Annotated in this window: 21 protein-coding genes, 1 tRNA gene and 1 pseudogene; 15 read left to right on the plus strand and 8 right to left on the minus strand. The window is 64.9% G+C overall.

Translation table 11 applies throughout. From position 1 onward, the window contains the following. Both AC1D0I_RS13295 and AC1D0I_RS13300 read left to right on the plus strand, forming a co-directional pair. Positions 1-190, plus strand: a pseudogene (locus AC1D0I_RS13295) (precorrin-2 C(20)-methyltransferase); the annotation flags it as partial. After that, a complete protein-coding gene (locus AC1D0I_RS13300) occupies positions 187-951 on the plus strand; it encodes a precorrin-3B C(17)-methyltransferase (RefSeq protein ID WP_477395572.1) in 765 nt (254 codons plus the stop codon). The pseudogene AC1D0I_RS13295 and the gene AC1D0I_RS13300, both read left to right, overlap by 4 nt. On the opposite strand, the gene AC1D0I_RS13305 is transcribed toward AC1D0I_RS13300, so the two are convergent. Then, entirely contained in the window at positions 939-1,691 is a 753-nt protein-coding gene (locus AC1D0I_RS13305) for a cobalt-precorrin-6A reductase (RefSeq protein ID WP_457150225.1), read from the minus strand. The genes AC1D0I_RS13300 and AC1D0I_RS13305 overlap by 13 nt on opposite strands. A 1-nt stretch (position 1,692) precedes the next feature. Between AC1D0I_RS13305 and cbiE the strand changes: the two genes are divergently transcribed. The 8 genes from cbiE (at position 1,693) to AC1D0I_RS13345 (ending at position 8,439) form a co-directional block, all read left to right on the plus strand. Continuing rightward, complete coding sequence (gene cbiE / locus AC1D0I_RS13310; protein ID WP_477395574.1) at positions 1,693-2,934, plus strand: precorrin-6y C5,15-methyltransferase (decarboxylating) subunit CbiE; 1,242 nt, start codon at positions 1,693-1,695, stop codon at positions 2,932-2,934. After that, positions 2,931-3,317, plus strand: coding sequence for a cobalamin biosynthesis protein (locus tag AC1D0I_RS13315; protein WP_457150227.1), 387 nt, complete (start codon positions 2,931-2,933; stop codon positions 3,315-3,317). Before cbiE ends, AC1D0I_RS13315 begins: the two co-directional genes overlap by 4 nt. Further along, entirely contained in the window at positions 3,314-4,078 is a 765-nt protein-coding gene (cobM, locus tag AC1D0I_RS13320) for a precorrin-4 C(11)-methyltransferase (RefSeq protein ID WP_477395576.1), read from the plus strand. Before AC1D0I_RS13315 ends, cobM begins: the two co-directional genes overlap by 4 nt. Further along, positions 4,075-4,893: a uroporphyrinogen-III C-methyltransferase gene (cobA, locus tag AC1D0I_RS13325; protein WP_477395578.1), complete on the plus strand. Its 819-nt coding sequence runs from the start codon at positions 4,075-4,077 to the stop codon at positions 4,891-4,893. The genes cobM and cobA overlap by 4 nt, the downstream gene beginning before the upstream one ends. Then, positions 4,890-6,203: a cobyrinate a,c-diamide synthase gene (locus tag AC1D0I_RS13330; protein ID WP_477395580.1), complete on the plus strand. Its 1,314-nt coding sequence runs from the start codon at positions 4,890-4,892 to the stop codon at positions 6,201-6,203. Before cobA ends, AC1D0I_RS13330 begins: the two co-directional genes overlap by 4 nt. Before the next feature lie 3 nt (positions 6,204-6,206). Further along, the gene (locus AC1D0I_RS13335) at positions 6,207-7,025 is read left to right on the plus strand and encodes an adenosylcobinamide-GDP ribazoletransferase (RefSeq protein ID WP_477395582.1); all 819 of its coding nucleotides are present in this window, start codon (positions 6,207-6,209) and stop codon (positions 7,023-7,025) included. Positions 7,026-7,066: 41 nt separating this feature from the next. Further along, positions 7,067-8,077: a nicotinate-nucleotide--dimethylbenzimidazole phosphoribosyltransferase gene (gene cobT / locus AC1D0I_RS13340; RefSeq protein WP_477395584.1), complete on the plus strand. Its 1,011-nt coding sequence runs from the start codon at positions 7,067-7,069 to the stop codon at positions 8,075-8,077. 92 nt (positions 8,078-8,169) lie between these two features. Continuing rightward, on the plus strand, positions 8,170-8,439 hold the full coding sequence (locus tag AC1D0I_RS13345) for a hypothetical protein (protein ID WP_477395586.1): 270 nt from the start codon (positions 8,170-8,172) through the stop codon (positions 8,437-8,439). A 147-nt stretch (positions 8,440-8,586) separates the two neighbouring features. Here the strand turns inward: AC1D0I_RS13345 and AC1D0I_RS13350 are convergent. Beyond that, a tRNA-Lys gene (locus AC1D0I_RS13350) sits at positions 8,587-8,662 on the minus strand. 106 nt (positions 8,663-8,768) lie between these two features. Continuing rightward, a complete protein-coding gene (locus AC1D0I_RS13355; RefSeq protein WP_477395588.1) occupies positions 8,769-9,677 on the minus strand; it encodes a PhzF family phenazine biosynthesis protein in 909 nt (302 codons plus the stop codon). A 101-nt stretch (positions 9,678-9,778) separates the two neighbouring features. Between AC1D0I_RS13355 and AC1D0I_RS13360 the strand changes: the two genes are divergently transcribed. Genes AC1D0I_RS13360 through AC1D0I_RS13370 form a run of 3 tightly spaced genes read left to right on the plus strand, consistent with a single transcriptional unit; the run spans position 9,779 to position 13,003 of the window. Further along, a complete protein-coding gene (locus tag AC1D0I_RS13360) occupies positions 9,779-11,071 on the plus strand; it encodes an efflux RND transporter periplasmic adaptor subunit (protein ID WP_477395590.1) in 1,293 nt (430 codons plus the stop codon). A 4-nt stretch (positions 11,072-11,075) separates the two neighbouring features. After that, positions 11,076-11,783, plus strand: a complete 708-nt coding sequence (locus AC1D0I_RS13365) for an ABC transporter ATP-binding protein (protein WP_477395592.1) — start codon at positions 11,076-11,078, stop codon at positions 11,781-11,783. A gap of 2 nt (positions 11,784-11,785) precedes the next feature. After that, the gene (locus AC1D0I_RS13370; protein ID WP_477228780.1) at positions 11,786-13,003 is read left to right on the plus strand and encodes an ABC transporter permease; all 1,218 of its coding nucleotides are present in this window, start codon (positions 11,786-11,788) and stop codon (positions 13,001-13,003) included. Between the two features lie 101 nt (positions 13,004-13,104). On the opposite strand, the gene AC1D0I_RS13375 is transcribed toward AC1D0I_RS13370, so the two are convergent. Both AC1D0I_RS13375 and AC1D0I_RS13380 read right to left on the minus strand, forming a co-directional pair. Next, positions 13,105-13,593, minus strand: coding sequence for an SRPBCC family protein (locus AC1D0I_RS13375; protein ID WP_477228781.1), 489 nt, complete (start codon positions 13,591-13,593; stop codon positions 13,105-13,107). 4 nt (positions 13,594-13,597) lie between these two features. After that, a complete protein-coding gene (locus AC1D0I_RS13380; RefSeq protein WP_477228792.1) occupies positions 13,598-13,966 on the minus strand; it encodes an ArsR/SmtB family transcription factor in 369 nt (122 codons plus the stop codon). 165 nt (positions 13,967-14,131) lie between these two features. Here AC1D0I_RS13380 and AC1D0I_RS13385 point away from each other — a divergent pair, with 165 nt between their 5' ends. Next, complete coding sequence (locus tag AC1D0I_RS13385; protein WP_477395593.1) at positions 14,132-14,374, plus strand: hypothetical protein; 243 nt, start codon at positions 14,132-14,134, stop codon at positions 14,372-14,374. Here AC1D0I_RS13385 and AC1D0I_RS13390 read toward each other — a convergent pair. Together AC1D0I_RS13390 and AC1D0I_RS13395 are read right to left on the minus strand one after the other, a co-directional pair. Further along, entirely contained in the window at positions 14,371-15,087 is a 717-nt protein-coding gene (locus tag AC1D0I_RS13390) for a hypothetical protein (protein WP_477395595.1), read from the minus strand. The genes AC1D0I_RS13385 and AC1D0I_RS13390 overlap by 4 nt on opposite strands. A 7-nt stretch (positions 15,088-15,094) precedes the next feature. Next, on the minus strand, positions 15,095-16,207 hold the full coding sequence (locus AC1D0I_RS13395) for an endonuclease/exonuclease/phosphatase family protein (RefSeq protein WP_477228784.1): 1,113 nt from the start codon (positions 16,205-16,207) through the stop codon (positions 15,095-15,097). A 186-nt stretch (positions 16,208-16,393) separates the two neighbouring features. On the opposite strand from AC1D0I_RS13395, the gene AC1D0I_RS13400 reads away from it, so the two are divergent. After that, a complete protein-coding gene (locus AC1D0I_RS13400; protein ID WP_457150243.1) occupies positions 16,394-16,951 on the plus strand; it encodes a BA14K family protein in 558 nt (185 codons plus the stop codon). 196 nt (positions 16,952-17,147) lie between these two features. Here AC1D0I_RS13400 and ilvC read toward each other — a convergent pair whose 3' ends face one another. After that, complete coding sequence (gene ilvC / locus AC1D0I_RS13405; RefSeq protein WP_095087167.1) at positions 17,148-18,167, minus strand: ketol-acid reductoisomerase; 1,020 nt, start codon at positions 18,165-18,167, stop codon at positions 17,148-17,150. Between the last annotated feature and the right edge of the window lie 8 nt (positions 18,168-18,175).

An 18,175-nucleotide genomic window follows, 5' to 3' on the forward strand; every position in this document is an offset into this window, starting at 1 on the left:
GCCCAAGATCAGGCGAGCGCTGGAGGCAACCGGCAAGCTGGCGCGCGCCGTCTATGTCGAGCGCGGCACCATGGCCGGCAGCGTCTCGATGCGACTTGCCGACAAGCAGGACGACAAGGCGCCTTATTTTGCCATCGTGCTGGTCGCCGGCTGGTCCGGCCGGCCCGGCGCCTTGGGAGCGCAGGCATGAGCGGCCGTATCACCGTCATCGGGCTCGGGCCCGGCAATGCCAATCAGGTGACGCCTGAGGCCAGCCACGCGGTGGCGCAGGCAGCGTTCTTCTATGGCTATAAGCCCTATCTCGACCGGCTCGAATTGCGCCCGGACCAGACTCGCGTTGCCTCCGACAACCGCGAGGAACTCGCCCGCTCCAAGGACGCCTTGACCAAAGCCGCGGAAGGCCATGACGTCGCCGTCGTTTCCGGTGGCGACCCCGGCGTCTTCGCCATGGCGGCTGCAGTCTGCGAGGCGATCGAGGCCGGCCCGGCTGAATGGCGTGCGGTCGATGTCAATGTGGTGCCCGGCATCACCGMCATGCTCGCGGTTGCCGCCCGCATCGGTGCCCCGCTCGGCCATGATTTCTGCGCCATTTCGCTGTCCGACAATCTGAAACCCTGGGAACTGATCGAGCTGCGCCTGCTGGCGGCGGCCGGCGCCGGCTTCGTCATCGCGCTCTACAATCCGATCAGCAAGGCGCGCCCCTGGCAACTCGGCCGCGCCTTCGAATGCCTGACCGCCATCCTGCCCGGCACCACGCCGGTGATTTTCGGCCGTGCCGCCGGCCGTCCGGACGAGCGCATCGACGTGTTCCTACTGGCCGATGTCGACGCACAAAAAGCCGATATGGCGACCTGCATCATCATCGGCTCGCCAGAAACCAGGATCATCAAGCGCAACGACAGACCTGCGCTGGTCTACACGCCGCGCTCGTCCACAGGTCAGAGAAGATGATCGGCCCCGAACTGGTTGACAATGGCGGCCAGCGCTTCGACGGTTTCAGCCGAAGGAACATCCGGCAAGGCCGGCCTGCGGACCATGACCACCTCGATGCCAAGTGCTCGCGCCGCGGCGATCTTTCCATAGGTCGCCTCGCCGCCGCTGTTCTTGGACACTACGATGTCGATGCGATGCTCTTCGAGCAGCGTACGTTCTTCCGCCTCGCGGAACGGCCCCCGGGCCAAAAGATAGTGAGCATCGGGAACGGCCAGCTTCGGCTCGACCGCATCGACGCTGCGGATGAGATAGTGATGCTGGGGCGCTGCTTCGAAAGCGGCAACCTCTTGCCGGCCCAGCGCCAGAAAGGCGCGACGAGGCGCGGGACCCAGCGCTTGCACGGCATCGCTGACGATATCGACCTGCGTCCAGAGGTCGCCTGCGACAGGCTCCCAGCCCGGCCGCCTCAGGGCCAAAATAGGCACGCCGGCCACGTGCGCGGCTTGCGCCGCATTGGCCGAGATTCGCGCTGCGTAGGGATGGGTGGCGTCGATCAGAAGGTCGGTGCGAGTGTCCCGCAGATAGGCAGCCAGCCCATCGGCGCCGCCAAACCCTCCGGTTCGCACCGGCACCCCTTGCGCAACCGGGCTTTCGGTGCGGCCGGCCAGCGACAGCGTGACCGAGGCGCGCGCCGTCAGTTTTCCGGCCAGCTGCCGGGCTTCCGTGGTTCCGCCGAGGATCAGAATGCGGTGGGTCATCATGCCTGCTGAAGGACCGCGCGGCGCCAAGCTCAACTCAAGATGGCTTACAGTCGTCGGCATCGGCGAGGACGGTTTAGCGGGTCTCGGCGACGAGGCCAAGCGGCTGATCGCCAAGGCGGAGATTATCTTCGGTGGGAAGCGGCACCTCGCCCTTGTCGCCTCCTTCGCCAAGGGCGAGGCGCGCCCATGGCCGGTTCCTTTCGATGCCGAGATGGCTGATGTGCTGGCGCTTGCCGGCAGAAACGTCTGTGTGCTCGCCTCCGGCGATCCGTTCTTCCATGGGGTTGGCGCCACTCTCGCCCGCAAGGTGAAGGCGCGGGAGATGCATGTCATCCCGGCACCATCGGCCGTTTCGCTGGCAGCGGCCCGCCTTGGCTGGCCGCTGCCGGATATCGACACCGTGTCGCTGCATGGCCGGCCGCTCGACCTGATCCGGCCGCTGCTGCAGCCGAAAGCGCGCATCTTGGCGCTGACGTCGGACGCCGCAGCGCCTGCTGCAATCGCGCGCCTGATGACCGAACTCGACTTCGGCGCATCACGGCTGACGGTTCTTGAGGCGCTAGGCGGTCCGAACGAAAACCTGCGCTCGGCTCGCGCCGATGCCTTCGACCTCGAAAACATCAATCCGCTCAATGTTTTGGCGATCGACGTTGAATCGGGTCCTGATGCGCGCGTCCTGCCGCTCACGGTTGGCCTTGCCGATCATCTGTTCGACCATGACGGCCAGATCACCAAGCGCGAAATCCGCGCCATCACCCTGTCGGCGCTGGCGCCACGTCGCGGCGAGTTGCTGTGGGACATCGGCGCCGGCTCCGGCTCCATCGGCATCGAATGGATGCTCACCCATCCCTCGATGCGCGCCATCGCCATCGAGGCGGACCCGATCCGAGCCGCCCGCATTGGCCGCAACGCTGCTGCTTGTGGCGTTCCCGGCCTGATCGTGATGGAGGGCAGTGCACCCAAGGCGCTCGCCAGGTTGGACACGCCGGACGCGATTTTCATCGGCGGCGGCGGCAGCGATACCGGCGTGTTGAACGCTGCCATCAAGGCCCTGCGCGCCGGCGGCCGTCTCGTCGCCAACGCGGTGACACTGGAGATGGAAACCCTGCTTCTCGCGCGCCACGTCTCGCTCGGCGGCGACCTTACCCGCATAAACATATCCCGCGCGTCGCCGGTGGGCTCGATGCAGGCGTGGCGGCCTGCCATGCCGGTCACCCAATGGAATTGGGTGAAGCCATGATGGTCGCAGGCATCGGCAGCCGAAAAGGCGTGACAGTCGAAGACGTACTCGCGGCGATAGAAACCGCGCTGGAAACGCACGGGCTGACGATGACAGCGTTGTCTGCCTTGGCGACAGCTCCCCTGAAGCAGGACGAAAAGGCCATTTTCGCCGCCGGACATCAGCTCGATCTTCCGATCATCATCGCCAACGAGGCCGCGATCGAGGCAGCCTCGTCGGCCACGCTCAGCCAATCCGTTCTCTCACAGGATCTGGCCGGCACGCCATCGGTTTCCGAAGCATCCGCGCTTGCCGTCGCCGGCAGGGGCGCGAGGCTGCTTGGAGCCCGTACAGTGCACGGCCCCGTGACCTGCGCCATCGCCATCAGCGGAGACGCGCCATGACCGTGCATTTCATCGGTGCCGGTCCAGGCGCCGCCGATCTCATCACGCTGCGTGGCGCCAGGTTGCTGGCAAGCTGCCCGGTCTGCCTGCATGCCGGTTCGATCGTCGCGCCCGAATTGCTGCAGCACTGTGCGCCTGGGACAAAACTGATCGACACCGCGCCGATGTCGCTCGACGAGATCGAGGCCGCGTGTCTCGAGGCGCACAAGGCCGGCCATGATGTCGCCCGTCTGCATTCCGGCGACCTTTCGGTGTGGAGCGCGGTTGCCGAGCAGATCCGGCGGCTGGAGAAGCACGGCATTCCCTACACGCTGACGCCGGGCGTCCCCTCCTTCGCCGCCGCGGCCGCAGCACTTCGCCGCGAATTGACCATTCCCGAAGTCGCGCAAAGCCTGGTGCTGACCCGCATCTCCGGCCGCGCCTCAAAGATGCCGCCTGGTGAAACGCTGGCTGGCTTCGGCCGCACCGGCGCCACGCTCGCCATACATCTTGCCATCCACGCCATCGATCGCGTCGTCGCCGAGTTGACGCCGCACTATGGTGCGGATTGCCCGGTGGCGATCGTCTTCCGCGCCTCCTGGCCGGACGAGCGCGTGCTGACTGGCACGCTGGAAACAATCGAGGCACAACTCGCTGCCGATCCGATGGAGCGCACGGCGATCATCTTCGTCGGCCGTTCGCTGGCGGCGGAAGGCTTTGGCGAGAGTTCATTATACGACGCCCACTACCAGCGGCGTTTTCGCGGACGGGACGGATTGTGAGCGCCAGCACCAGGAACAAGGGCGAGAACGCCACGCTCGAGCAGGCGTTGTCCCGGCTGAATTTCAAGCCGCGCCGGCTAGAGCCCGGCCATGTCTGGCTGGCCGGCGCCGGCCCGGGCGACCCCGGCTGCCTGACCCTGGAAGTGCTGGCGGCCCTGGCCGAGGCGGATGCACTGGTCTACGACGCGCTGGTCTCCTCCGATGTCGTAGCCGTTGCCGCAAACGCCGAGCTTTTCTTCGCCGGTAAGCGCGGCGGAAAACCGTCGATGAAGCAGGACGACATCACCGCCCTGCTGGTCCGGCTGGCGCGCGAAGGTCGCCGCGTCGTCAGGCTGAAGGGCGGCGATCCCTATATTTTCGGTCGTGGCGGTGAAGAAGCCTTGGCGTTGGCGCGGGAGCATATCCCGTTCCGCGTACTGCCCGGCCTGACATCGGGGCTGAGCGCGCTGGCCGCTACCGGCATCCCCGCCACCATGCGCGGCATCAACAAGGCGGTGATCCTGGCCACCGGCCACGCCGCCGGTTCCGATGACGATATCGACTGGGGCGCAATCGCCCGCACCGGCCAGCCGGTCGTCGTCTATATGGGCATGGCCAATCTGCCCCTCATCGCCGCGGCACTGCTCGACGGTGGGCTGGCGCCGTCGACGCCGGCGGCAGTGATCGTTGCCGCGACGACGCCGCAGGAACAGACCGTCGTCGCCACGCTCGCCACCATTGCCGAGGAAGCCGCCGCCGCCGGGCTGACCTCGCCGGCGCTGATCGTCGTTGGCGGCATCGTCGCCATGCGCGCGGCACTGGCGGGCAACCCGTGAGCGCCCGCGCCATCATCATCGGCGCTCCGCGCTCCGGCTCGGGCAAGACCAGCGTCACGATCGGCATCCTGCGCGCGCTGACCCGGCGGGGCTTGAAAGTACGCGGCGCCAAGTCGGGCCCCGACTATATCGATCCCGGCTTCCACACCGCCGCTACCGGTCTGTCCGGCGTCAATCTCGACAGCTGGGCGATGCCGCCATCGCTGCTCAACGCACTGGCCGCGCAAGCGGCTGACGATACCGACTTCGTCATCCTCGAAAGCGCCATGGGGCTGTTCGACGGCATTCCGGCGGCTCCCGGCCGCACCGGCTCCGCAGCCGACCTCGCCCGGCTCTATGGCCTGCCGGTGCTGCTGGTGCTCGACGTTTCCGGCCAGTCGACCACGGCGGCCGCCGTCGCCAAGGGCTTTGCCACTTATGATCCGGAGGTGCGCATGGCCGGAATCGTGCTCAACCGGCTGGGCAGCGAGCGCCACCGCCGGCTCTCCGGCGACGCCATCGAGGCGATCGGCCTGCCCGTCGTCGGCGCCATCCTGCGCGACCCGACGCTGAACCTGCCCGAGCGCCATCTCGGCCTCGTCCAGGCCGGCGAATATGACGACCTGATGGCGCATCTCGACCGACTGGCCGACATGGCCGAGAAGTCGCTCGATCTCGATGCCATCATGGCCTTGGCGACCCCCCTCACCCCGACGCCCGGCGGCTTTGACGAAGCGCTATCGCCGCCCGGCCAGCGCATTGCACTGGCTGAAGATGCCGCTTTCACCTTCCTCTATCCGCATGTGGCGACCCACTGGCGCAAGGCCGGCGCTGAGATCATCCCGTTCTCGCCGCTCGCCGACGAAGCCCCCGACGAAGGCTGCGATGTCTGCTGGCTGCCCGGCGGCTATCCCGAGCTCCATGCCGGCAAGCTCGCCGCCGCGACGAATTTCCGTGCCGGAATGACAGGATTCGCCGCGACGAAGCCCATCCATGGCGAGTGCGGTGGCTTCATGGTGCTGGGCGAAGCCCTGGAGGACGCGTCGGGCGAAACCCATGGAATGCTCGGCCTACTCGGCCATTCCACCAGCTTTGCCAAACGCAAGATGAATCTCGGTTACCGCGAGGCGCGGCTGCGCGCCGATTGTCCGTTGGGCGCGCAAGGTGCACTGATCCGCGGCCACGAATTCCACTATGCGCAGATGATCGCGACGGGCAATGACGAGCCGCTGGCCGACCTCGCCGACGGCCAGGGCAACCCCATTGGCGCCTCGGGTTACCGGCGCGGCCATGTCAGCGGCACCTTCTTCCACGCCATTGCGAGGGGCTAGAGCATGATCCCGAAAAATGGCAACCGGCTTTGGGAAGAAATCCGGCTCAAATTCCAGAACTTCAGCCGTTCGCCCCGTCAAATCCCTAGCGATATTGCGCTTTGCCTGGTCTTCTTCACCCGGCTGCCGCTGCCCGTCTTCGACTTTCGCGGTCGCAGCCTTGCCGCCGCGATCTGGGCCGCCCCGGTCGCCGGCCTTGTCGTCGGCCTGATCGGCGCCATCGTCTTTGCCACGGCGGAACGGTTTGGCCTCGCCACGGGCCCGGCGGCGGCCCTTGCCCTTGTGGCAACCCTGCTCACCACCGGCTGCCTGCATGAGGATGGGCTCTCCGATGTCGCCGACGGCTTTGGCGGCGGCAAATCGCGCGGCCGCAAGCTCGACATCATGCGCGACAGCCGCATCGGCGCCTACGGTGCCGCAGCACTCGCTCTGTCGCTGCTGATCCGCTGGAGCGCCCTGCAGGAATTCACAGAACCCACCCAGGCCCTCTTCGCCCTCGTGGCCGCACATGCCGCCTCGCGCGGCGTGCTGGGCGTCTTCATGCACCTTTTGCCCCCGGCCCGGCCCGAGGGCCTCTCGGCGGATGCCGGTACCGTCTCGTTCGAAACCGCCATAGCCGGTGCCGTGCTCGGCGCGATCCCTCTGCTGTTGCTCGGGCTCGGCGGCGCCATTGTCGCGCTTATCCTGCTCGGCCTGCTGTTTGCCGCCTTCCGCGCCCTTTGCCTCAACCAGATCGATGGCCAGACCGGCGACACGATCGGCGCCTTGCAGCAGTTGAGTGAAATCGCCGTGCTGCTCGTCGCTTCCGTAGCTCTTTCCTGATTCCCCCTTGGCCCGATTCCCTTCTCGGAGACTTTGCCCCCATGTCCTTCAAATCGCTCGATGAACTGCGCGCCGCCTGCGTCGATCTACCCGCCGGAAGCGATGCCGCCGCAAATGCGGTCGCCCGCCGCCAGGACACGCTGACCAAGCCGCAAGGCAGCCTCGGCAGGTTGGAAACAATCGCAGCATGGCTGGCACGCTGGCAGGGCCGCGATATGCCAAAACTCGACCGGGTGAAGGTCTTTGTCTTCGCCGGCAACCACGGTGTCACCGCGCAAGGCGTGTCGGCCTATCCTTCCGAAGTCACGGTGCAGATGGTGGCGAATTTCGCCGGCGGCGGTGCCGCCATCAACCAGCTCGCCCGCATCGCCGGCGCCGACCTCGATGTCATCCCGCTCGATCTCGATCATCCCACGGGCGACTTCACGCAAGGGCCGGCGATGGACGACAAGGCGTTTCTCGCAGCCGTGTCAGCCGGCTATGACGCGGTGACGAAGGACCTTGATCTGGTCTGCTTCGGCGAAATGGGCATCGGCAACACCACGCCGGCAGCCGCCATTTCGGCAGCGCTGTTCGGGGGCGGCGCTGAAAAATGGACCGGGCGCGGCACCGGCGTCGACGACGCCGGCCTCAAGCGCAAGGTGGTCGCCATCGAAGCCGGCCTGAAGCGCCACACCGCCGCCCTTGCCGATCCGCTGGGAGTTGCCGCCGCACTCGGCGGGCGCGAACTCGCCGCCATCTTCGGCGCCACGCTCGCCGCCCGCCATCTGGGCATACCCGTGCTGCTCGACGGCTTCGTCTGCACCGCCGCCGCCGCCCCGCTGGCAAGGCTGCACCCTACAGGGCTCGCCCATACGATCGCTGCACACGTCTCGGCCGAATCGGGCCATCGCGGCTTGCTCGAAGCGCTCGGCCTGCCGCCGCTGCTCGATCTCGGCATGCGGCTTGGCGAAGGCTCCGGCGCCTGCCTCGCCGTCAACATCGTCCGCTCGGCGCTGGAGTGCCATGCCCGCATGGCAAGTTTTGCCGAGGCTGGGGTGTCGGAGAAGTAAACGCCGAGTTCCCGCTTAGATCGGACAAGCCACAGTCATCACAGCAAGGGCGGTATCTTTCAATTGTAACGATTCTCGAATAGGCCTGGTGGATGAAAAAACTTCATCCTGCTGCCGCTGCTGTGACTATCGCCGTGCTGCTTGCAGTTGTGCTTCGGCGTAATGGATATTCAAGTAACGGCCCGATCGACACTGCGATTCTGGCGGTTTTCCTGGTTTTCTTCTGGTGGCTCATCAGTGATTTTTCGGGCGGCAAGGCCAGCATTGATGCCGATGGCCATCAAAGTTCGGACAACGGCATCGCATTTCGGCTCGGCAGGTTTCTGAACCGCATTTTTCGGCGCGGCAATCGCAGCCTTTGATGCCCCGTTGAGGGTGCCGCCGGTCAAATCGCCATGAAGGCCAGGTTCACAACCAGTCTTGGGAAGACCGCACCATATCCGGCGCATGCCCGAGACGCGTCAACGCGTCTCGCTTTCAGGTCTTTTCCACCAAGTCTTTGAAGAATTTGGTGGGTGCGCACAGGATTGAACTGTGGACCCGCTGATTAAGAGTCAGCTGCTCTACCAACTGAGCTACGCACCCACTCGGCCGGCGAAAACCGGCGTTGGCGGGCATATAGCCGCCACCATCGGTCCTGTCCAGCCCTGCCGGAATCATTTCCCGACAAATCGACCGAGCCCGTCTACGGTTAGACGAACAGTCTGCCTTCCGCCACCTTGACCGCGTTGCCGCCGATACGCGCCGAGGCCAGTTTTCCGCCTTGCACGGTCAGTTCGAGGCGGATGCGCGACGGCCGGTGCATCTCCAGCCCCTGCTCGATCCACAGTTGCGAAACACCGTCGGTCGGCGCGTCGAAATGCATGATGGCGCCGGCGAAGGCGGCCGCCGCCGAGCCGGTCGCCGGATCCTCATAGGACGGCGTGCCCGGCACGATCATGCGGACATGGAACGCGCTTTCGTGGTTCACCGTCTCGCGGCAATAGACATAGGGGCTGGCAAAGGCCCACTCGCTCTTACGCGGCGCCAGCTCCGACCACGCCTGGTTGTCCAGCCGGATTCGGCCCGCTGCCTCGAGATTGGCGACCGGGATGGTGACATAGGGCACACCCGCCGACCAGAACGAGACGCGGTGATTCTCGAAGCCGATCTCGTGCGGCGCCAGCCCAAGGGCCGCACCGATCGCCTCCGGATCGGCTTCGAGCCCCAACGGCTCCGGCAGCTTTGCCAGGTCGAATTCGGCGAAAATGTTGCCATCATGCTTGCTGACGGCGCAACGCACCGGACCGATGTTTTCTTCCAGCACGAAGATGCCGGCGCCGCCCTCTCCCGCCAGTTCGGCCAGCGCAATCGCCGAGCCCACCGTCGGATGGCCCGCGAACGGCATTTCATAGTCGGGGGTGAAGATACGGATGCGGTTTTTGTGCTTGGGATTGTCCGGCGGCAGCACGAAGACCGTTTCGGACAGGTTGAACTCGCGTGCGATAGCCTGCATCGCGGCCGTGTCCAGACCTTTGCAATCCAACACCACGGCCAGCGGGTTGCCGGCCAGTCGCTCGGTCGTAAACACGTCGTAAAGTAAGTAATTCCGGGTTTGCATGCCTGCCTCAATCCCAACATGGGCGAAATTTAATTTGATATTTGAACCAGTCAGCCTGATCTGTGCACAGATAGGGACATTGCGCATCATAGGGGTCCGACGTGGACCAGATTGTCAATCTGCCAAAGACGGAATCGGATTCCGCCATCGAGACGGYGCTCGGGCTCGACAGGCAAGGTCTGCGCAAGACGCGCCGGCGTGGCTGGCTCTATGCGCTGCTGACACTGATCGTGCTCGCCGCCGGTCTTGGCCTTTATCAATGGTATGCCGGCTCGCCGGGCAAGATCGACTACACCACCGTGCCTGCCGCCAAGGCCGATCTCACCGTCGCCGTGTCGGCGACCGGCACGCTGCAGCCGCTCACCCAGGTCGATATTTCCAGCCAGTTGTCAGGCATCATCCGTTCGGTGTCCGTCGAGGAAAACCAGCAGGTCAAGAAGGGCGATGTGCTGGCCGCCCTCGATACCGCCAAGCTGCAGGTCCAGATCGAGCGGGCTGAGGCATCCGCCAAGGGAGCGGCCGCCAATGTCGAGGACGCCACGGTGACGCTCGCCGAGAATGAGAAGGCGCTTGTCCGCGCGGCCTCGCTGACCAATCGTGGCATGGCGACCGACCAGTCGCTCGAGGCGGCGACCGCGACGCGCGACCGCTCCAAGGCGGCACTCGACAGCGCTGAGGCCAATCTCGCCATCGCCAATGCCGATCTGAAATCACAGCAGACCGACCTCGCCAACAGCACCATCTATGCGCCGATCGACGGCATCGTGCTGACGCGCTCGGTCGACCCCGGCCAGACGGTCGCCTCCTCGCTGCAGGCGCCGGTGCTGTTCATCATCGCCGCCGATCTCAGAAACATGGAGCTGGTGGCGGCGGTCGACGAGGCCGACATCGGCGCGGTCAAGACCGGCCAGCATGCCCGTTTCACCGTCGATGCCTTCCCGGACCGGCCGTTCGACGCCGAGATCCGCGACATTTCCTATGCCTCGGTCACCACCGACGGCGTCGTCACCTACAATGCACGGCTTGAGGTCGACAACAACGAGCTGTTGCTGCGGCCCGGCATGACCGCAACCGTTTCGGTCGTCACACGGCAGGGCAAGGACGTGCTCACCGTACCCGCCACCGCCTTCCGTTATCGCCCGGCCCAGCAGGCGGCCCGCGGCTGGAGCCTCAGCGACCTGTTCACTGGCCGCATGGGTCGCCCCGGCGGCAACCGCCAGCGTCAGGCCGCGACGACGCCCACCGACGGCTCGCGCACGCTCTATGTGCTGGAGAATGGGCGGCCGCATCCGGTCAACGTCAGGATCGGCTCAACCGATGGCGAGCTGACCGAGATCACCTCGGGCCTGAAGGAAGGCGCTGAGGTCATCACCGCATCGCAGCAGCGGAGCTGAGGCCGTGGCTGCCGGTGCTGCCCTCATCACCTTCGACAAGGTCTGGAAGAGCTATGGCCAGGGCGAAGCCAAGGTCCATGCGCTGGCCGGCGTCGATCTTGCCATCCGGCGCGGCGAATTCGTCGCCATCATGGGCCCATCCGGCTCCGGCAAGTCGACGGCGATGAATATCATCGGCTGCCTAGACACGCCGACGGCCGGCACCTATTCCTTCATGGGCATCGACGCCGGCCGGCTCGACCGCAACCGCCGCGCCATGCTGCGCAACCTCTATGTCGGTTTCGTCTTCCAGGGCTACAATCTGTTGGCCCGCACCACGGCAGCGGAAAATGTCGAACTGCCGCTGATCTATCGCGGCGTTGCCGCTCGCGAGCGCCGCGATCTTGCCATGCAGGCGCTGTCCCAGGTCGGCCTTGTCGGCCGCGAGCACCACACGCCGGCCGAACTGTCCGGCGGCCAGCAGCAGCGCGTGGCGATCGCGCGCGCCATCGTCACAAGGCCCACGCTGCTCGTCGCCGACGAGCCGACCGGCAATCTCGACACCGCGCGCACGCACGAGATCATGGAGTTGCTGACGCAGCTCAACACCGAACTTGGCCTGACCATCGCCATGGTCACGCATGAGGCCGACGTCGCCGGTTATGCCGAGCGCACCATTCGCTTCCTCGACGGCCACGTCGCTTCCGATTCCATGAAGCTGGAGACGGCGTAACCATGATCTGGGAAACCGTCCGCCTCTCCTTGCGCTCGATCCGCCGCAACGTGCTGCGCTCGTTCCTGACATTGCTTGGCATCGTCATTGGCGTTGCCGCCGTCATTGCCATGCTCACCATCGGCTCCGGCACCACGCAAAAGGTCAAGGCCGACATCTCCAAGCTCGGCAGCAACCTGCTGGTCGTCCGCTCCGGCCGCCCGGCCGGGCCGGGCGGTCCGGGCGGGCTCGACCAGGTGGTCCGTCCGCTGGCCGAAAAGGACCTCGCGGCACTGGTCGCGCATCTGACTGGCGCGCGCGCCATTTCGCCGGCCTCGCAAAAGCAGGTCCGCGTCATCTTCGGCACCGAAAGCCTGACCTCGGGCGTCACCGGCACCGACAGCGCCTATCTCGATGCGCGCGACTGGAAGCTGGTTTCCGGCCGTCCGTTCAGCGATTCCGAAACCCGCTCCGGCACCGGCGTCTGCCTGATCGGCGAGACGGTGCGCCAGCAATTCTTCGGCGCCGGCGACCCGGAAGGTGAGTTCATCCGCGTCAACCGCACCTCCTGCAAGATCATCGGGCTGCTCGAGCCCAAGGGCTATACCGGCTTCGGCCAGGACCAGGACAATGTGGTGCTGATGCCGCTGCATGCCTATCAACGCCGCATCGCCGGCAACCGCGACATCGACAACATCTACATCGCCGCCGACGACACGACGCCGACCAGCGAACTGCAGCCGCGCGTCGAGGATATCTTGCGCGATATCAGGCGCGTCACCCCCGACCGCGAGAGCGATTTCGCCATCCGCGACATGACCCAGATCGCCGACGCCATGGCCAGCGCCACCACCACCATGACCGGCATGCTGGGTGCTGTCGCCGGCGTCAGCCTGCTGGTCGGCGGTATCGGCATCATGAACATCATGCTGGTCTCGGTCACCGAGCGCACGCGCGAGATCGGCATCCGGCTCGCCATCGGCGCGCATGAAAAGCACATCCTCATCCAGTTCCTGGTCGAGGCGACGGTGCTGTCGCTGCTCGGCGGCATCATCGGCATCCTGATTGGCCTAGCGCTGGCCGGCCTTGCCGCGGTGACGCTGACGATACCCTTCGCACCGAGCCCGGCGGTCATCCTCCTCGCCGTCGGTTTCTCGGCACTGATCGGCATGGTGTTCGGCTTCTTCCCGGCCCTGCGTGGCGCCAGGCTCGACCCGATCGACGCGCTGCGGCACGAGTAAGCCCGGGCCAGCCCGACGGGGACCTCCATCCACAAGCTTGGGATGTTTGCTGTCGCCGTCCGATCAACGACCGGTCGACGCTACTCCATGCGCGGACAACCTCATGACCGTCCCCCGACCGCGCCCAGGGCGACGAGAAGCTCGTCCAGTTGCTCGAACTGCTCGCCCATCGCATCCGCCGCCCCGGTCCCGGCAGCGTCGAGAGCTTCCTTCGAGGGATAGAGTTCGTGCAGGACCAGCAGCGTCTTGCCACCCTTTTCCTCGAAGGTCACCGTGGTGACGGGTCCAACGTCACCACCTTCGTCATTGGTCCAGACGAGGCGCGAGTGTGGTGTCACTTCGATATACCTGCCGAAGAACTCGTCAGAGTTTGAGGCATCGTGGCCGAACACCAGACGGTAGGTGCCACCGGTACGAACATCCATCTCACAGGAACGCAGGAACATGCCCATCGACTTCGGCGCCCACCACTGCTTGAACAGTTCGGGCTTGGTCCACGCCTCGAACACGATGCGCGCCGGGCCGTTGACGGTTCGCGTAACGACCAGCTCTCGGTCGGACTTCCGTTCGACCGTCGTACGGTTGTTCATGGGCTCACTCTCGCTTCTTTTGTCCATCGGCTTTCTCCTTCCGTTTCAATTTCTCGACAATCTGGTCCAACTCGTTGAAGCGTGCGTCCCAGAGCTGGCGGTACCCCTCGATCCAAGCCGTCTCTTCCTCCAGTCCGCGTAGGCCGAGCTTGCAGGTCCGCACGCGCCCAACCTTCTCCGTGGTGACGAGCCCGGCCTGCTCCAAGACGCCGACGTGCTTCTTCATGCCCGTGAGGGTCATGTGGAACTTCTCGGCAAGCTCCGTGATCGAAGCGTCTGTACGCCCGAGCTGCTCCAGAACGCCGCGTCGGGTGGCGTCCGAGAGCGCGGCAAACGAGGCATCCAAGCGGGTCTGAGAATAATACTGAACCATATGGTTCAGTATGTAGCAGGCGGATTGGCGGCATGCAAGGGGGGGGGCCGCGCGTTGCGTGCCGCCGCCTTCACTCCCAAATCGACCTCATTTCGATGAGATTCGATCGACTCGGCGATCTCCACGCCCTAAGGCAAGATATCTCTGGTCGGGGGCGAACAAAGCATGAGCAAGAAGACACGACTGATCCTGGCGATGGTCGTCATCGAAGCAGTCCTTGCAGGCATCTGGTGGTATCTCGCCCGCTTCGGCATGGCCAATCCCGATCGGGTCGCCGCCGATTTCCAGGCAGTCGTCGGACAGACCATGGGAATGGCGATGGGCGGCTTGCTGGGTCTTGGCTTTATCTTGTTCTTCGTCGCCGCCCGCAACGATCGCAAGGCGGCGCAGGGCAAGACGCGTCGTTAGTCCACGCCCGCAAAATGCCACTCGACCAGCGGCTTCATATGTGCCGCCAACCCGTCCGGCAGGTCGGCGGCGTGGCGGATGATGACCGGCCCCTCGATTTCCGGCTCGGTCTCTGTGGCGACGAAGGCTGAGATTCGCCGGGCAAGTTCGTCGGCCGGCGCGGTCTCGCGATAGCGGCGGAAGATCACCGTACCGCTGGCCGTCGACAGGACGTGGTAGCGCTTGCCGCGTGGCGCGTCCGACAGATCCAGACCGGTCTCCTCGCGCACCTCGCGGATCATGTTGAAATCGACGTCGACCTGGCCGTCGCGAAAGTCGATGGGCTCGAACGAGCCGGCGGCGAAATAGACGCGCCCGGCATTGACCGTGTGCGAGCCCATGCGGATCGCCACCAGCGCATTGTCGCCGGCCACCAGCACGGCATGGGCATAGGCATGTTCGGCGCCCGAATTCTCGCGCCGCTTACGCCAAAGCATGAAGGTGGAGTAGTTGACCGCATGGCAGCGGCCGACAAGACGGTTGTCGCGATAGGTGAGTTGCGACAGCAGCACCACCGTGCCGTCGAACAGCGCCGGCCTGGCTGCCAGCTCGCGCTGCCAGTTCTCGACGATTGCCTCCGCATTATCCAGTGCGAACGGGTGCGTGCTGGGATCGAGCCGCACGTCGACGGCATCGACCGGCAGGATGACATTGCGCGGCAGGTCGAAACTCATCGGCGTCTCAAGTCATGTCCAAGGTGATCGCCACGGGACAGTGATCGGATGCCTTCGGCCGGTCCCAGCCGGCGCGCGGAAACCGGTCGACCTCCTGGCCGGGCGGGAAAATCGTGCGCCAGGGCTGGCCGTTGCGGATGATGTCTGGAACAGCCGTCGCATTGCTGGCGGCGAGCCCTTTCGACAACAGGATGTAGTCGAGCTGGCACAGATGCCGTTCTTCCGGTCCGCGCGTGTGGTAGAAACTCCAGCGGTTCATCTCCGGCCGCCGCTCGACGACGTTTTCGCAGAAGCCGCCTTCTGTCAGCACGTTGATGCAGGACTGGTTCTCGTTGACCACCTCGAAGCGGTGGCCGTCGATCGCGTCGCCGGCGATCTTCACGCGTTGCCGGTAATCATTCATGTCACCGCAGACCGCCCATCGCTTGTCGGCAGCGTGGTCCTTGCCGAAGCGCTCCTCGATGATCCGGCGCACGGCTTGAGCCTCGGCGATGCGCACCGGCATCGTCGCTTCGCGTCCGTCGAGCCCGTTGCGGGGCGAGCCCATCGACTTGAAGTGCACCAGATAAAGCGTCAGCGGCACGCCGCCCACGGTCACGTCGACTTCCAGGCAGTCGCGCCGGAAGATGCGCTCATTGGCCTGGTTGCCGAGTGCCTCGAGCTCCGGCGTGTGCAGCCCGAACTGTTCGTAGGTGACGTAGGCATGGCTGGTCATGCGCACGAATTCGATCGCCTGGCCCTGCGCGGTCTCGTTGCGCATCATCACGGCAACGTCGATGCCACGAGAATCATTGCCCGATGTGGTGTACTTCTGCCGGTAGCCCTGCCCCACCATCTTGAACAGATAGCCATATTCGAAGGCCTTCAGCGCCTCGATGTTGTCGACCTCCTGCATGCAGATGATGTCGGCGCGGGTTGCCGCGATCGCCAGCGCCGTCAGCTGGCGCGTATCGTCGGACTGGGCTATGGCGCGCGCCTGCTCCAGCATCTTGTATTCCGCCTCGCTCTGGATATCGAACAGCGCCAGCGTGCGATCCTCGTTGAGCTGGTTGCGATAGCCGGAAAAATCGAACCTGTTCATCAGGTTCTCGACATTGAAGGTGGCGAGGCGCAGCGACATGTCATGACCTTTGCCCGCAAGCGCGGCGGAAAACAAGGTCGCAGGACCGCCAGCGGAGATCGATCGGTCCTGACGCCACTCGCGCCATGGTTGACGGAACCTTTCCGTTCATCCGCCGTTCAGATGCAAACATCCACAATAGGCCCCCTAAAATAGGCGTGGGGCCTGTATCTCTTGGAGAGTGCAATGAACTCGCTCTTTTCTTCCACGGTCAAATCCGGGCTGATTGCCCTCGGTATCCTGTCCGGCGTCACGGCGCCGTCCGCCGCAGGGCCGATGATGCAGCCCGACGTGTCGATCCCCGCCAGCACTGCGGCGCCGATGGTGGTTCGCGAAGGCTGGGCGGGCGGCAACAATGGCGGCAATTGGAGATGGCGCCGGTCGGGCAATTGGAATGGCGGAAACGGACACTGGAACGGTGGCCACGGACACTGGAATGGCGGCGGCGGAAACTGGAACAATGGAGACAATTGGCGTTGGCGCCATGGTCGCCATCATTATCACGGCGGCGGCTACTACGATGACGGCGCGGCTGCCCTTCTAGGCCTTGGCCTTGGGCTCGGCATCGGCAGCATGTACAACAACTACAATTACTACGACGCGCCACCGCGCCGCTACTACCGCACGCGGGTTTCGAGCGCCCATGTCCAATGGTGCTATAACCGCTACCGGTCGTATCGCGCCTGGGACAACACGTTCCAGCCCTATGGCGGCCCGCGTCAGCAGTGCTACTCGCCCTATTGACGAGCTAGCTGTAGCGGAGCCCTGACATGAAAAACGGCGCCATGTGGCGCCGTTTTTCATTTTCAGCTCTTCGAACCCAAGGACTTCGAGCGCAAGGTTCAGTTCTTGGCCTTGTCGACCAGCTTGTTCTTGGAAATCCCCGCGTGCCCGCAGGGCGAAGCCCGAGGACACGCAAAGGCAAGAACGTGGATTTAACTTAGTTCTTGGCCTTGTCGACCAGCTTGTTCTTGGAAATCCACGGCATCATCGCGCGCAGCTTGGCGCCGACTTCCTCGATCTGGTGGCTGTCATTGTTGCGGCGAATGCCCTTGAAGCGCGACATGCCGGCGCGATATTCCTGCATCCATTCCGAAGTGAATTTTCCGGTCTGGATATCCTTCAGGACGCGCTTCATCTCGGCCTTGGTCTCGGCGGTGATGATGCGCGGGCCCGAGACATATTCGCCCCATTCGGCGGTGTTCGAGATCGAATAGTTCATGTTGGCGATGCCGCCTTCATAGATCAGGTCGACGATCAGCTTGACCTCGTGCAGGCATTCGAAATAGGCCATTTCCGGCGCGTAGCCGGCTTCCACCAGCGTCTCGAAGCCGGCGCGGATCAGCTCGACCAGGCCGCCGCAAAGCACGACCTGCTCGCCGAACAAGTCGGTCTCGCACTCCTCACGGAAATTGGTCTCGATGATGCCCGAACGGCCGCCGCCGACGCCGCAGGCATAGGACAGCGCCAGGTCAAGCGCATTGCCCGAAGCGTCCTGGTTGACCGCGACCAGGCACGGCACGCCGCCGCCCTTCTGGTATTCGCCGCGCACCGTGTGGCCAGGGCCCTTCGGCGCAATCATGACGACGTCGACCGAGGCCTTCGGCTCGATAAGGCCGAAATGCACATTGAGGCCGTGCGCGAAGGCGATTGCAGCGCCGTCACGAATGTTCGGCGCGATCTCGTTGCGATAGATGTCGGCCTGCAGTTCGTCAGGCGTCGCCATCATCATCAGGTCGGCCCATTTGGCCGCGTCCGCCACGCTCATCACCTTGAGACCGTCGGCCTCGACCTTCTTGGCGGTCGCCGAGCCGGCCTTGAGGCCGATAGCGATGTCCTTGGCGCCCGAATCCTTGAGGTTGAGCGCGTGCGCCCTGCCCTGGCTGCCATAGCCGATGATAGCAACCTTCTTGCCCTTGATCAGGTTGAGATCGGCATCGCGATCGTAATAGACACGCATTTTGTCTT

This window comes from Mesorhizobium sp. P2_D1, assembly GCF_056404455.1.

Coding starts and splice junctions, on each gene's coding strand:
- AC1D0I_RS13305 (WP_457150225.1), bottom strand. CDS start 1,691: ATGACCCACCGCATTCTGATCCTCGGCGGAACCACGGAAGCCCGGCAG.
- cbiE (WP_477395574.1), top strand. CDS start 1,693: ATGCCTGCTGAAGGACCGCGCGGCGCCAAGCTCAACTCAAGATGGCTT.
- AC1D0I_RS13315 (WP_457150227.1), top strand. CDS start 2,931: ATGATGGTCGCAGGCATCGGCAGCCGAAAAGGCGTGACAGTCGAAGAC.
- cobM (WP_477395576.1), top strand. CDS start 3,314: ATGACCGTGCATTTCATCGGTGCCGGTCCAGGCGCCGCCGATCTCATC.
- AC1D0I_RS13335 (WP_477395582.1), top strand. CDS start 6,207: ATGATCCCGAAAAATGGCAACCGGCTTTGGGAAGAAATCCGGCTCAAA.
- cobT (WP_477395584.1), top strand. CDS start 7,067: ATGTCCTTCAAATCGCTCGATGAACTGCGCGCCGCCTGCGTCGATCTA.
- AC1D0I_RS13345 (WP_477395586.1), top strand. CDS start 8,170: ATGAAAAAACTTCATCCTGCTGCCGCTGCTGTGACTATCGCCGTGCTG.
- AC1D0I_RS13355 (WP_477395588.1), bottom strand. CDS start 9,677: ATGCAAACCCGGAATTACTTACTTTACGACGTGTTTACGACCGAGCGA.
- AC1D0I_RS13370 (WP_477228780.1), top strand. CDS start 11,786: ATGATCTGGGAAACCGTCCGCCTCTCCTTGCGCTCGATCCGCCGCAAC.
- AC1D0I_RS13375 (WP_477228781.1), bottom strand. CDS start 13,593: ATGAACAACCGTACGACGGTCGAACGGAAGTCCGACCGAGAGCTGGTC.
- AC1D0I_RS13380 (WP_477228792.1), bottom strand. CDS start 13,966: ATGGTTCAGTATTATTCTCAGACCCGCTTGGATGCCTCGTTTGCCGCG.
- AC1D0I_RS13385 (WP_477395593.1), top strand. CDS start 14,132: ATGAGCAAGAAGACACGACTGATCCTGGCGATGGTCGTCATCGAAGCA.
- AC1D0I_RS13390 (WP_477395595.1), bottom strand. CDS start 15,087: ATGAGTTTCGACCTGCCGCGCAATGTCATCCTGCCGGTCGATGCCGTC.
- AC1D0I_RS13395 (WP_477228784.1), bottom strand. CDS start 16,207: ATGTCGCTGCGCCTCGCCACCTTCAATGTCGAGAACCTGATGAACAGG.
- AC1D0I_RS13400 (WP_457150243.1), top strand. CDS start 16,394: ATGAACTCGCTCTTTTCTTCCACGGTCAAATCCGGGCTGATTGCCCTC.
- ilvC (WP_095087167.1), bottom strand. CDS start 18,167: ATGCGTGTCTATTACGATCGCGATGCCGATCTCAACCTGATCAAGGGC.